16 protein-coding genes are annotated in these 12,610 nt (G+C 60.6%); 10 read left to right on the forward strand and 6 right to left on the reverse strand.

Annotation, left to right across the window (positions count from 1 at the left end; all coding sequences use genetic code 11):
* Positions 1–60 precede the first annotated feature (60 nt).
* Together I5S59_RS17105 and I5S59_RS17110 are read left to right on the forward strand one after the other, a co-directional pair.
* The gene (locus tag I5S59_RS17105) at positions 61–1,500 is read left to right on the forward strand and encodes an alanine/glycine:cation symporter family protein (protein WP_197877661.1); all 1,440 of its coding nucleotides are present in this window, start codon (positions 61–63) and stop codon (positions 1,498–1,500) included.
* A 315-nt stretch (positions 1,501–1,815) separates the two neighbouring features.
* Positions 1,816–2,577 carry a hypothetical protein gene (locus I5S59_RS17110; protein WP_197877662.1) on the forward strand — a complete coding sequence of 254 codons (762 nt, stop codon included), beginning with the start codon at positions 1,816–1,818 and terminating at the stop codon, positions 2,575–2,577.
* Positions 2,578–2,719: 142 nt separating this feature from the next.
* Here I5S59_RS17110 and I5S59_RS17115 read toward each other — a convergent pair whose 3' ends face one another.
* The gene (locus I5S59_RS17115; protein ID WP_197877663.1) at positions 2,720–2,944 is read right to left on the reverse strand and encodes a YdcH family protein; all 225 of its coding nucleotides are present in this window, start codon (positions 2,942–2,944) and stop codon (positions 2,720–2,722) included.
* A 117-nt stretch (positions 2,945–3,061) separates the two neighbouring features.
* Between I5S59_RS17115 and I5S59_RS17120 the strand changes: the two genes are divergently transcribed.
* The 5 genes from I5S59_RS17120 to I5S59_RS17140 all read left to right on the forward strand — a co-directional run bounded on the left by I5S59_RS17120 (position 3,062) and on the right by I5S59_RS17140 (position 7,790).
* Positions 3,062–3,427 (forward strand): 5-carboxymethyl-2-hydroxymuconate Delta-isomerase, encoded by a 366-nt coding sequence (locus I5S59_RS17120; RefSeq protein WP_197877664.1) that lies wholly within the window; start codon positions 3,062–3,064, stop codon positions 3,425–3,427.
* Between the two features lie 198 nt (positions 3,428–3,625).
* Positions 3,626–5,260, forward strand: a complete 1,635-nt coding sequence (locus tag I5S59_RS17125; RefSeq protein ID WP_197877665.1) for a phosphoethanolamine transferase — start codon at positions 3,626–3,628, stop codon at positions 5,258–5,260.
* 96 nt (positions 5,261–5,356) lie between these two features.
* Entirely contained in the window at positions 5,357–6,490 is a 1,134-nt protein-coding gene (rnd, locus tag I5S59_RS17130; protein ID WP_197877666.1) for a ribonuclease D, read from the forward strand.
* Entirely contained in the window at positions 6,487–6,780 is a 294-nt protein-coding gene (locus I5S59_RS17135; protein ID WP_128322329.1) for a YcgL domain-containing protein, read from the forward strand. The genes rnd and I5S59_RS17135 overlap by 4 nt, the downstream gene beginning before the upstream one ends.
* Positions 6,781–6,857: 77 nt before the next feature.
* Positions 6,858–7,790, forward strand: a complete 933-nt coding sequence (locus tag I5S59_RS17140) for a D-2-hydroxyacid dehydrogenase (protein ID WP_197877667.1) — start codon at positions 6,858–6,860, stop codon at positions 7,788–7,790.
* 78 nt (positions 7,791–7,868) lie between these two features.
* On the opposite strand, the gene I5S59_RS17145 is transcribed toward I5S59_RS17140, so the two are convergent.
* Entirely contained in the window at positions 7,869–8,462 is a 594-nt protein-coding gene (locus I5S59_RS17145; RefSeq protein WP_197877668.1) for a nitroreductase family protein, read from the reverse strand.
* Between the two features lie 156 nt (positions 8,463–8,618).
* Here I5S59_RS17145 and I5S59_RS17150 point away from each other — a divergent pair, with 156 nt between their 5' ends.
* Positions 8,619–9,068 carry a YcgN family cysteine cluster protein gene (locus I5S59_RS17150; protein ID WP_197877669.1) on the forward strand — a complete coding sequence of 150 codons (450 nt, stop codon included), beginning with the start codon at positions 8,619–8,621 and terminating at the stop codon, positions 9,066–9,068.
* 55 nt (positions 9,069–9,123) lie between these two features.
* The gene (locus I5S59_RS17155) at positions 9,124–10,338 is read left to right on the forward strand and encodes a hypothetical protein (protein ID WP_197877675.1); all 1,215 of its coding nucleotides are present in this window, start codon (positions 9,124–9,126) and stop codon (positions 10,336–10,338) included.
* On the opposite strand, the gene I5S59_RS17160 is transcribed toward I5S59_RS17155, so the two are convergent.
* From I5S59_RS17160 to I5S59_RS17170, 3 genes are all read right to left on the reverse strand, one after another.
* Positions 10,335–10,694, reverse strand: coding sequence for a YgaP family membrane protein (locus I5S59_RS17160; protein ID WP_197877670.1), 360 nt, complete (start codon positions 10,692–10,694; stop codon positions 10,335–10,337). The genes I5S59_RS17155 and I5S59_RS17160 overlap by 4 nt on opposite strands.
* Before the next feature lie 65 nt (positions 10,695–10,759).
* Positions 10,760–11,230, reverse strand: a complete 471-nt coding sequence (locus I5S59_RS17165) for an RNA methyltransferase (protein ID WP_045187641.1) — start codon at positions 11,228–11,230, stop codon at positions 10,760–10,762.
* Positions 11,231–11,302: 72 nt separating this feature from the next.
* Complete coding sequence (locus I5S59_RS17170) at positions 11,303–11,674, reverse strand: YajD family HNH nuclease (protein WP_197877671.1); 372 nt, start codon at positions 11,672–11,674, stop codon at positions 11,303–11,305.
* 126 nt (positions 11,675–11,800) lie between these two features.
* Here I5S59_RS17170 and I5S59_RS17175 point away from each other — a divergent pair, with 126 nt between their 5' ends.
* Positions 11,801–12,079 carry a hypothetical protein gene (locus I5S59_RS17175; protein ID WP_197877672.1) on the forward strand — a complete coding sequence of 93 codons (279 nt, stop codon included), beginning with the start codon at positions 11,801–11,803 and terminating at the stop codon, positions 12,077–12,079.
* Here the strand turns inward: I5S59_RS17175 and I5S59_RS17180 are convergent.
* Positions 12,076–12,546, reverse strand: a complete 471-nt coding sequence (locus I5S59_RS17180) for a Crp/Fnr family transcriptional regulator (RefSeq protein WP_197877673.1) — start codon at positions 12,544–12,546, stop codon at positions 12,076–12,078. The two genes, I5S59_RS17175 and I5S59_RS17180, sit on opposite strands and share 4 nt — an antisense overlap.
* Between the last annotated feature and the right edge of the window lie 64 nt (positions 12,547–12,610).

Below are 12,610 nucleotides of genomic sequence, written 5' to 3' on the forward strand. Positions count from 1 at the left end.
AAGTCTTTGCAGACTGAGCAGGGCCCTTTAGCGGCCCCGCGCTTTACTTGGGAACGTACAATGACAGCCGTGATCAATGCACTTAATACCTTCTTCTGGGGGTATGTCCTGATCTATGGCCTGCTGGCCGCAGGTATCTACTTCACTGTCCGCTTGGGCTTTATACAATTTCGTCATTTACCCGAGTTTTTTCGCTCGGTACTGCGTGCCCCGGCGAAAGATGCCAGCGGTATTACCCCGTTCCAGGCCCTATGCACCAGCCTGGCCTCACGGGTAGGTACCGGGAACCTTGCCGGTGTGGCGGTGGCCATTACCCTTGGCGGCCCGGGGGCGGTGTTCTGGATGTGGGTGGTGGCGTCGCTGGGCATGGCCACGGCCTATGCCGAAAGCACCCTGGCACAGCTCTACAAAGTACGTAACAGCAACGGTGAATACCGTGGGGGGCCGGCGTTCTACATCGCCAAAGGCCTGAATGCGCCGTGGGCGGCGGCGATTTTTTCGGTGTGCCTGATCATCGCCTTCGGCCTGGTGTTTGGCGCAGTGCAGGCCAACTCGATAGCCGACGCCACCCTCGGCGCCTTTGGCGTGCCGAAACTGACCACGGGCGTGGTGGTGGCGGCGCTGGCCGGTGTGGTGATTTTTGGCGGGATCAAGAAAATCGCCCGCCTTGCAGAACTGGTGGTGCCCTTCATGGCCGGCGCCTACCTGCTGGTGGCAGCCTACGTGATTGTGACCAACCTGGGTGACGTGCCCGCGGTATTGATGTTGATCGTCAAGAGCGCCTTTGGCCTGGATTCTGCGGTGGGCGGTATCGCTGGCGCCATGCTCAACGGGGTCAAGCGCGGCCTGTTTTCCAACGAGGCGGGGATGGGCTCGGCGCCGAACATTGCCGCAGTGGCTACGCCCAACCCTCACCATCCGTCTTCTCAGGGTTTTGTGCAGGCGCTGGGTGTGTTCATCGATACTTTGCTGATCTGTACCGCCACGGCTGTGATGATCCTGCTCTCCGGGGTCGTCCCGGGCCCTGAAATGACCGGGATGCCACTGACCCAGGCGGCCATGAACGTCCACATCGGCTGGGCCGGTCAGTATTTCATCGCCATCGCAATCTTCTTCTTTGCCTTTACCTCGATCATCGGCAACTACACCTACGCTGAAAACGCCATGGTGTATCTGAAGCTCAATTCTCGCGTGGGCCTGACGGTGCTGCGAATTGCCGCGCTGTTGATGGTGGTCTGGGGCGCTTATGAAAGCGTTGCCAACGTGTTCGATGCAGCCGATGCGGCAATGGGCCTGATGGCGACGATCAACCTGATTGCGATCTGCCTGCTGTCGGGTGTGGTGGTCAAGCTGACCCGTGACTACTTTGCCCAGCGCGCCGCGGGTACGCCGGAGTTCAATGCCAGCGATTATCCGGAGCTGGCCGGCAAGATCGATGCAGAGATCTGGGGTGGGGCCAAGGGTTCCGAGCAGCCTCTGCAACCGGTGCAGGACCGGTAGGCAGGTTGGGGCTGCTTCGCAGCCCATCGCGGCCTATGGCCGCTCCCACAATGTCGGTGCATACCTAGTGGGAGTGGCCCCAGCCAATCGCTGGACTGACAGGCGCAACCGGCCCACCCGTCAGAGCCTTGCGATGATTGGATTCGCCTTGCGGCATGAGCGGAATGTGAAAGCAATGGGCGTGACTTGTGCGGATCATCTGACTGGGAATCCTTCCGGAGAGTCCGCATGCTTGTATCACCTATCCTTTTTTCTCCTGTCCCCCAGCGAATTGACGCAGCAGACCAGCCCGCTTCTGCCCCAATGAGCCTGAATATGTCTACCTATCTGCTCGCCCGGGCCGGTGCTTTTGGCCCGGAGTTTTTAGTTTCTTGTGAAGGGCAGCCTGTCCAGGGATTACACCTTTCTCCTCTTCTCGACAGCCATTTGGTTAGTGCGCTCCAGGTGCTCGGGCAGCCTGATCACGAAGAAGCGGTCCAGGCAATATTCCGGATGTTGACGAGGCAGCCTATGCCACAGGGTTTTGAGAGCGATCTCCGTGATTTGATGAGTCAGACGCAAGTAACGCCAGTAACGCAATCAATGCCTGGTGCGAGCAACGCCACCATTGACTTTGGCGCATTGTTGGGCTTTGTCGAACGAAATCCGGGCCAGGCGTTGAGCAGACCAGAAATATTGGTATTGCTGATTACCTGGCTTGATTGGGAAGCTAAAGGCAATGAGCACTGGGTAGCCTTTCGCGAGAAAGTAGCTCAACAGCCCATCATTTCAATGGGTGACTTGGCGGTATTAACCGCGGCAGATGTTGACGAGGTATTAGCACAGTCATCCATGTCACCGCTCTGGAATGAAATTGAAGAGATGTCGGCGGCAGTCCCCGAGTTACATGTTGACGAGGACTTTGAGGACATCCTCGGAGCGGATGTTTTCGAGACGATGCTGGCGCTCCCCGGCACGGCCCTCCCCAACGGGGGTGTTGCTGAGGTGTTGAGGAGTCTGGATGTGCAGCTTGAGGGTTCACTGCAAGAAGAATATCCGTTCCTTGCCGCGCAGCTTTCCAATGTTCCAGGAAGCTAGTACCGAAGTCGCAAACTAGGACAAACCGGACTCTGGGCAACTGACGCATATCGGTTGAAGCAGAAGCGGGCTTGTCTCGCGATGCGATGTGACGGGTACATCGCAATCGCAGCCAAGCCCGCTTGTCAGGTGTTCGGCAGGGTTACTTCAGATGGGCGACGATCTCGTCCTTGATCTGCAGGCGCTTTTTACGGAGCTGGGTGACCTGGTCGTCAGCGGCGCTGCTCTCTTCTGCCGCGACCACCTGCGCATCGATGGCTTTGTACTTTTCACTCAGTTCGCTGAGCCGTGGGTCGGTTTTCTTCTTGGCGTCGAACGCGTCTCTGGTCATGTTCAGGTCTGCGAGCAAATCGTGCTTGACCGGCATTTCTTCACCTCTCCGGGGTTTTGGGATGGAAGTCATGAACTATGAGAATAGACGTCTTTGCCGGGTTTAGCGGCTGGAGTAGTCTGTTGTCACATTTCTGATTACAAGGCCCTTGCCATGCCTCACCTGCACGTGGAATACACCGACAACCTGCGCGAACTGGACGTCGATCGCCTGCTGCTGCGCCTCAACCACGCCCTGGTTGGCAGCGGTCAGTTCTCCGATGAAGCAGACATCAAGAGCCGTGCGGTAGTGCTCAGCGGCTTTCGCGTGGGGATTGCCCCGGGCGAGCGCGCCTTTGCCCATGTCAAGCTGGCGATCCTCAGTGGCCGTTCGGCAGAGGTGAAGCGCCAGTTGTCGGCAAGCCTGCTGGAGGTGCTGAAGGAGGCGATCCCGGAGCAAGCCGGGCTGGATATCCAGTTGTGCGCTGAGGTGCTGGACATTGATCGTGATGCTTATTCAAAGCTGCGCATGCCGGGTTGATGTTTTTAAGTGAAACTTATGTGAAAAAAATGTAATGAATAACTAATGTGAAAAAATCGTAATGAACAAATAGACGTCAGCCGACCAAATGTTGGCGTCTTTTTCACGAAAAATTGATGGCATGGTTATTACTGTTCGGGCTGCTCAAGAGTGGTGCTGCAAAGGCGCCCTTACCGACCATTAACCAAGCGAAGCACAATGTTCAAGATCAAACCACTGCGGGCTGAATGGGTCACGCTGCTCGCCAGCCTGTACTTCCTGATTGCCTTCAACTCTGTGCTCTGGACGCATCTCTCCAGTATCGTTGCGCCCGGTACGTCGGGGCTGCTGCTGCGTCTGGCATTCGGTGTACTGATCTTTTGTGCATTTAACCTGGTATTGACCTTTGTCGCGTTTCGCGGTGTGTTGAAACCGGTACTTATCGTGTTGTTGATGGCCGGCGCCGGCGCGGCTTATTTCATGAATCAATACGGTGTATTGATTGATGTGGGTATGTTGCGCAATACCGCTGAAACCAATGCGACAGAAGTTAGAGACCTGCTGTCTTTGAAGTTGGGTCTTTATATTGTCGTGCTCGGTTTGCTGCCTTCGCTGTTGCTTTACTATACGCCCATCAACTACCGGGTCTGGTACCGCGAACTGTTCGGCAAGTTGCTGGCCAGTGTGACCTGCGTCGCGTTGCTCGGTGTGGTGGCGATGCTTAATTATCAGGGGTTGGCCTCGCTGTTTCGCAATCACCATGAAATCCGCCTGATGCTGGTACCCAGCAACGTGGTCGGCGCTTCGATCGGTTATGTCGGTGAGCAAGTAGGTACTGCGGCCAAGCCGTTTGCCAAGATCGGCGAAGATGCCCAGCGTGCGCCGGCCTGGCAACAGCATGCACGCAAGTCGTTGACGGTGCTGGTGGTGGGCGAGAGCGCCCGGGCGCAGAACTTCGGTCTGCTCGGCTATAGCCGTGACACCACGCCGGAGTTGAGCAAGCAGGATGGGTTGATTGCATTCAGTGACGTGCACTCCTGCGGTACGGAAACGGCTGTATCGGTGCCCTGCATGTTCTCCGGCTTTACCCGCAAGGACTACCAGGCGACCAAGGCGAAGAACCAGGAAGGCCTGCTCGATGTGCTGCAGCGTGCGGGGTTGGCCGTGCACTGGCGTGACAACCAGTCGGGGTGCAAGGGCACGTGCGACCGTGTCCAGTTCGAAGACGTGAGCAATGCCAAGGACACCGACCTGTGCACCAACAGTGAGTGCCATGACGAGATTCTGCTCAAAGGCCTGGATTCGATGCTCGACAACCTGCAGCAAGACACCGTGCTGGTGCTGCACCAGATGGGCAGCCATGGCCCGGAATACTTCAAGCGCTACCCGATGAAGTACGAACACTTCACCCCGGTGTGCCCAAGCAATGCGTTGAACCAGTGCAGCGAGCAAAGCATCATCAATGCGTATGACAACACCCTGGTGTATACCGACCATGTACTGTCGTCGCTGATCGATGTTCTGCGCAGCAAGCAGGACAAGGTCGACACCGCCATGCTTTATATTTCCGATCATGGCGAGTCGCTGGGTGAGTACAACCTGTTCCTGCATGGCACGCCTTATATGCTGGCGCCGGAGCAACAGAAGCACGTGCCGATGCTGGCGTGGTTCTCCGACAGTTACCGAAAGGAATTCGCGGTCGATACCGACTGTCTGAACAACGCACGCAACGAGCCGCTGAGCCAGGACAACCTGTTCCACTCAATGCTTGGCCTGCTGCAAGTGCGCACCAGCGTCTACGATCCGCAACTGGACATGTTTGCCAGTTGCCGTCCGGCCGTGGCGCAACACTGAACACACACGCAGGCCAGGCAGGGATAGCGGTCGAGCGGTTTCCCGGCAATGGCCTGCGCCGTATATACTGCGCGCCATTGTTTGTGGGAGAGCCCTGTGGCCATCGAAATACACTGGATTTGCGACGATAGCAGCCTTGCCGAACACTGCCTGCAGTGGCGCAAGTTGCCCTTCGTGGCAGTCGACACCGAGTTCATGCGGGTTGATACCTTCTATCCGATTGCCGGGTTGATCCAGGTCGGCGACGGGGCGCGAGCCTACCTGATCGACCCGTTGCGGATCGGCAACTGGCAGCCGCTGGCCGAACTGCTTGAAGACACCCAGGTGATCAAGGTGTTGCATGCCTGCAGCGAAGACCTGGAAGTGCTGTCGCGCCTGACCGGCAGCCTGCCAAGCCCGTTGTTTGATACCCAACTGGCCGCCGGTTACCTCAACCTGGGCTTCTCCATGGGCTATTCGCGACTGGTCCAGGAAGTGCTGGGCATCGAGCTGCCCAAGGGCGAGACCCGCTCCGACTGGTTGCAGCGTCCGTTGTCGGACACCCAGGTCAGCTACGCCGCCGAAGATGCCGTGCACCTGGCCGAGCTGTACGAGCGCCTGCGCCCGCAACTGTCGGACGACAAGTACGCCTGGGTACTGGAAGATGGCGCCGAGCTGGTGGCCCAGCTACGCCGCGAAACCGATCCTTATGAGCTGTACCGCGACGCCAAGCTGGCCTGGAAGCTTTCCCGCGCCCAGTTGGCCGTGCTGCGTGAGCTGTGCGCCTGGCGTGAGCGTGAAGCGCGTGCCCGTGACCTGCCACGCAACCGCATCGTGCGCGAAAACGCGCTGTGGCCCATGGCCAAGACCCAGCCAGACTCGCTGTCGGCGCTGGCGAAAATCGAAGACATGCACCCGCGCACCATCCGTCAGGACGGTGAGTTCCTGCTCTCGCTGATCAAGCAGGCCGCCAGCGTGCCACCGGCGCAGTGGCCGCCGGCCGTTCCCGAGCCGCTGCCGATTGAAGCCTCGGCGCTGCTCAAGCAACTGCGCGCCATTGGACAGGCTGAAGCCGAGCGTCTGAACATCGCCCCGGAGCTGATGCTGCGCAAGAAAATACTCGAGTTGCTGCTCAAGAGCGGCTACCCCTCAGGACCTTATCAATTACCCGATGCGCTGCGCGGCTGGCGCCGTGAGCGAATGGGGCAAGCGCTGCTCGATTGCCTGGCCAGTGCTGGAGAACCGCAATGAAACGTATCTGCTCGATCTACAAGAGCCCACGCAAGAACGAAATGTACCTCTACGTGCTCAAGGCCGACGGCCTGGAGCGCGTGCCGGAAGGTTTGCTGCCGTTTTTCGGCAAACCGGTGCATGCCTTCGACCTGGTGCTGACCCCGGAACGCACCCTGGCCCGCGAAGACATCACCAAAGTGCTGGAGAACCTCGAGCAGCAGGGCTACCACCTGCAGATGCCACCGGTCGAAGACGAGTACATCGAGCACCTGCCCGAAGAGCTGCTGCGCCGCAACGACCCGGTCTGAACCCGGCCCGCCTGCTGTGATGCCGCCAGGGCCTGAGGTCCGGCGGCCTTCGTTGTTTCTGCCAAGGTTGTTAGAACATGCGAGTTTTGATCGCTGAACAGGATCATCCCCTGTACGCCCGCCTGCTGCGCGAGGCCGCCCCGGACCTCGAGGTGCTGACCAGCGGCGACTCGGCCGAACTGGCCGACCAGGCCGCCCAATGCCCGATCTGGCTGGGGCAACCTGACTTGCTGGCGACCTTGTTGCGCCAGGGCCACCAGCCACAGTGGCTGCAGTCGACCTGGGCCGGGATCACACCCCTGCTGGCTGACGGCCTGCAGCAAAACTATCGTCTGACCCGCGCGGTTGGCATCTTTGGCCAGGTAATGGCCGAGTATGTGCTGACTTACCTGCTCGTGCATGAGCGCGAAGTCACCGCGCGGCTGGTCAGCCAGGTCGAGCGCAAATGGGACGACCGGCCCGGCCGCAGCCTGGAAGGGCGGCGAGTATTGATCGTCGGCACCGGTGACATTGGTCAGCGGGTGGCTGAGTTTCTGCTGCCGTTTGGCGTGAAACTCTACGGTATCGCCAGTCAGGCCCGTGAGCAGGCGCCTTTTATCGAAGTGGCTGCGTTGAGCGAACTGCCGCGTCTGGTCGGCGAGGTCGACTATGTCGTCAACCTGTTGCCAGACACGCCGTCAACCCACGACCTTTACGATGCTGCGCTGTTTGCGCGTTTCAATCCCGAGGCGTTGTTCATCAATGCCGGACGGGGCGTGGCAGTGGTGGATGGCGACCTGGTCGAGGCCCTGAGGTTGGGGCATCTTGCCGGCGCCGTGATTGACGTTTGCCGTCAGGAGCCATTGCCGGCACGTCATCCGTTCTGGACCGCCTGGGGGTTGCTGCTGACCGGGCACAGCTCGGCACCGACCTCGCCAACGGCGATGGTGCGTTTGTTTGTCGAGAACTTGCGGGCCTATCAGGCGGGCGAAGCGTTGCGTGGGGAAGTGGATTTCCTGCGCGGGTACTGAAAAACACGAAAAGCATCGCCAGCAAGCCGGCTCCTACGCGAATTTCGATGTAGGCGCCGGCTTGCTGGCGATCAGGCCTTACAGGCTGAAATCACCCTCGGCGGCCAGTTCGCTCAGCGAGCGGCGGGGGCTAGGCACTTCGCGGGCTTGCAGGCCTTCAGCCAGGCTGGCCTTGTCACCCAGTTTGCCAATCGCCACCGCGGCATGAAGGGCGTAGCCTTCAGGAATCTTCAGTTCCTTGCGGGTCAGTTCCTGATCGAACCCCGCCATGCCATGGGTGTGCCAGCCGCTGATGCTGGCCTGCAGCGCCAGGTGGCCCCAGGCGGAACCGGTGTCGAAGGTGTGCCACAAGGCCGGTGTTTCTTCGCTGGCGCCAGGGGCGGTGAAGGTGGTCTTGGACAGGACGATTACCAGCGCTGAGGCGTGTTGCGCCCAGCTGCGGTTGAACTCGTTGAGCAGGCCCAGGTAACGCTCCCAGTTCGGGGTGTCGCGACGGGCATAGAGAAAGCGCCATGGCTGCGAGTTGTAGGCCGAAGGGGCCCAGCGCGCGGCTTCAAGGAAACTCAGCAGGGTGGCTTCGCTGATGGGTTCGGCGGTGAAGGCGCGTGGCGACCAGCGATTGATGAACTGTTCGTCGATGGCATGTTCGGCAACGCGAGGATTAGCACTCATGGCGAGTTCCTGACAAGGTGAAAAGGTAGAGGTCAACCGCCGGTCAAACTACTGCCTCGCGCCAGCCCTGACAAGCGGTCTGGTATTGCTGCAAGACTCGCCCTAGACTGGCGCCGCCACCGTGCAGCACCACTATTGAAACAGGACAACCGTTACATGAACGCCAGCGCCGACGCCTTCTGGACGCGTAAAACCCTCGAACAGCTCGACCGCCGGGAGTGGGAGTCGCTGTGCGACGGTTGTGGCCTGTGTTGCCTGCAAAAACTTGAAGACGAAGACGACAACAGCGTTTATTACACGCGTATCGCCTGCAAGATGCTGGATCTCAAGACGTGCCAGTGCAGCGATTACCCGAACCGGCTCAAGCATGTCCCCGACTGCATCCAGCTGACGCCGGGCAAGGCCGATCAGTTCAAGTGGTTGCCGACGACGTGTGGTTATCGATTGGTCAGCGAAGGCAAGGATCTGCCGAGCTGGCACCACCTGGTGTGCGGTGATCGCGACCAGGTGCACAAGCAGCGTATTTCCCAGTCTGGTCGCATGCTGAGCGAGAACAGCGTCGATGAAGATGACTGGGAAGACCATCTGATTTTTCGCGCCGGCTGAGTCGCCCGGGTTACCGGGTAGCGCGTCTGGGGGAACAAGGAGTTTCTGTATGCGTGTGCGTTGTCATTGGTTGCTGGCTCTGGTGCTGTTGGCCAGTTCGTCGGCCTGGGCAAAAAAGGTCAATCTGGATTATCACGTACGGTTGTTGCCCCAGAGCGGGCAGGCCGAGGTGCGTGTGGTCCTGGCCGAGGGGGCGGCGGTACGCAGCCTGGACTTCGACCTGGGCAAGGCCGGCGCCTACAGCGACTTCAAGGCAGACGGTCAATGGCAATTGCAAGGCGACGGCTTTCGCGGTCGTTGGCAGCCGGCGCCTGGGAAAAGCCAGCTGAGCTACCGCGTGCGCCTGGCGCACCCTCTCGCCAAGGGCGGCTACGAAACGCGGATGACAGCGGACTGGGCGCTGTTTCGCGGTGATGACCTGGTGCCCCCGGCCCGGCTCGACCAGCAGGATGGCACCGAGTTGGTGGCGCGCCTGAGTTTCGAACTGCCCAACGGCTGGAAGAGCGTCGAAACGCCCTGGCCACGCATCGGCAAGCAACGCTTTCGCATCGACAATGTCTCGCGTCTGTTCGACCGCCCGACAGGCTGGATGATCGCCGGTACCATCGGCACGCGCCGGGCACGCCTGGGCGAGACCGAAGTCAGCGTTGCCGCACCCCAGGGCCAGGGCATGCGCCGCCTGGACAACCTGACGCTATTGACCTTCGTCTGGCCGCAACTGCAAGCCGTATTCCCGCGCAATCCGCCCAAGTTGCTGCTGGTCGGGGCGCGCGACCAGCTCTGGCGCGGCGCTCGCGCCGGGCACAACTCGATTTACCTGCACAGCAGCCGCCCGCTGGTCAGCGAGAATGGCTCCAGTCCGTTGTTGCGCGAACTGGTGCATGTCTTTGCGCAGATCAACGATCGTCAGGCCAGCGACTGGATTGGCGAAAGCCTCAACGAGTACTACGCCATCGAGCTGCTGCGCCGTGCAGGGGGTATTACCGAAGACCGCTATCAGGCATTGCAGGCGGGGCTGGAGCGTCGCGGCGCTGGCGTCACCAGCCTGCGTACCGAGCAGGCCGATGCGGCGATTACGGCGCGCGGCGTGTTGCTGTTGCAGGCGCTGGACCGCGAAATTCGTCTGCACACACACAACCAGCGTTCGCTGGACGACGTCAGCCGCGCCTTGATGCGCCTCAACAGCGTGAATACCGAAGAGTTCGTTCAGCTCAGCGAAAGCGTGCTGGGTCGCGCGTCCGAAGTACTCTCGAGCAAGCTGTTGCGTTAACTTTTCGGGTTTTTCAGCGAATCGTTACCGGTGACCGTGGCGGTACGGGTAGCGGCGTCGGCGCTGGCCCTGAGGGCGTCGAGCTCGGCGCCGGTGCGCTCGATGTTCGCCCGCAGGTTGTCGAGGTCGTTGCGGCCGCGTTCCAGCAGGCTTTTAACCGAACTGTGGCCGGTGATACCGCGGGCCAGGGCGACACCGCCAATGGCAACCTGAATCATGCCCAGCAGGCCGCCACGCCGCAGGCCCTTGCCGACCATGATCACCCCGCCAGCCACGGAGCCGGCGCGCTCCCAGCCCTGTACGTTGTGCTCGGGTTTGTCTTGCAGGGCACGAATCAACGTCTTGGTGTCGGACATGGTCATTCTCCTGGTGGGCGATGATATTCAGCAGACCATCGCAGGCGCCGGGCTGTTCCTTCGGCTTACTTGAATTTCGGCCCGGAGCGCGTATTCAGGCCCTTGGCCAGGCGGTCGTAGAGCACCACGTTGACGGTGGCGGCAAGGTTCATGCAGCCATTGGTCGGGATGTAGATCGTCTCTTCGCACCAGGCGCGCACGCTCGGGTCGAGGGAGCCGTCTTCAGGGCCAAAAATGTAGATGGCCCGGTCCGGGTGGGTATATTCGGGCAGCGGGCGGGCGCCGTCGATCAGCTCGACGGCCACGGGTGTGCAGCCCAGGGGGATGATTTTTTGCAGGTCGTCGATGCCGATCAGCGGAATGTCGTAGTGCACACGCTTGGTGTCGGTGACGAAGTCCCGGGCGCGCTCGTAACGCTTGCCGGTGTAGAACACCGAGTTGACGCCGTAGCAACCCGCTGCGCGCATCACCGAACCGACGTTCTCCGCTGACTTGGGGTTGAACAGACCAATGCAGCTGTACCGTTTGTTCGCCACGTGCCGGGGCCCTTCGCAAAAAAGAACGCGATTATACGGGCTTGCCGGCAGCTGTGGGGCAGGGGATTGCGATCAGTCTTTTTTCAGCAGGCCGGCCAGCCCGGCAAACGGGTTGTGCGTGGCCTTGGCGATGCTCGGGCTGCTGGTAGAGCCTTCGCTGAAGTACTGCTGGTCGGTGTACCGCGAATGCTCGTTATCGTGGCAGTACAGGCACAACAGCTCCCAGTTGGAGCCGTCCTGGGGGTTGTTGTCGTGGTTGTGGTCACGGTGGTGCACGGTCAGTTCGCTCAGGCGCTTGCCGGCGAACTCACGGGCGCAACGGCCACACACGTGCGGGTACATTTTCAGGGCCTTGTCGCGATAGCCCATTTCCTTGTCGCGCTTGGCGTCGGCAAGGATACGGTCGAGCCGTGCGGTGGCAGAGGCAGAGGATGCCGAACTCATGGGATTACCTTTTCTCGGGCTTGTTACGGTTATACCTTGAAGTTTAGCGTGATGGCGCTCGATTCGGACAGGCAAACCGCTGCACATGGGAGTAGCCTGTCGGAAGGTACTAGAAGGAGACTGCGCATGCGTTGCTCAACCCTTGCGATCCTCACCCTGGTCAGCCTGCAGTCCGCCATGGCCGCCGACCTGCAGCCGCGCACCATTGCGCCGGTGCCGGGCGCGCCGGGCACGGCGACGCCGACACCGTATCCGCAGCTGACGCCCAGCACGATACCGCGCGCCGGTGATGCCCGGCCGGGGTCGCCGTTATTGCCCTCGATTTCCGTACCGACGCCGCCCAGGGATCAACCCTTGCCGGGGCGGACGCCCCAGGACAGCAAGGACAAGGCGAAAGCCGACTAGACCTGCGAAAGGCGCTGGCCGTCCTGCATGCGCAGGCGCCGGGACAGCGCCACGGCCAGGGCGCGGATGATCTTGGCGGCTATCTTCGGTGCATCGTTGATCATCTTTTCCAGCGAGTCTTTGCCCAGGCTCAACAGTTGGCAATCGCTGGCGGCCACACAACTGGCCGAGCGCCGCTCACCGTCGAGCACGGCCATTTCACCAAAGGCCCGGCCCTTGCGCAGGGTGGCGATTTCGACCTGACGTTGCTCGCTGTCGGTCTTGCGCACCGAGACCACGCCGTAGTGGATGATGCACATGAAGGTGCCGGCATCGCCCTCGGCAAAAATCGCTTCGCCGGCGCCGAGGGTGGTAATGCCGAAGTAACCGGCGGCGTGCTGGAAGTCGACGGGCTGCAGCTGATCGAACAGGCCACAGTCCATGAGCATGTCGCGGATTTCGTTGTTCAGATGAGTCGGTTCGTGCATGTTCGGTGGTTTCTTGTTGGTGTGTGGGGCTCGCCAGCAAGCCGGCTCCTACGTCCTTCGTAGG

It is taken from the genome of Pseudomonas alkylphenolica, assembly GCF_016009175.1.
In the GTDB taxonomy this organism is placed as follows: Bacteria; Pseudomonadota; Gammaproteobacteria; order Pseudomonadales; family Pseudomonadaceae; genus Aquipseudomonas; species Aquipseudomonas alkylphenolica_B.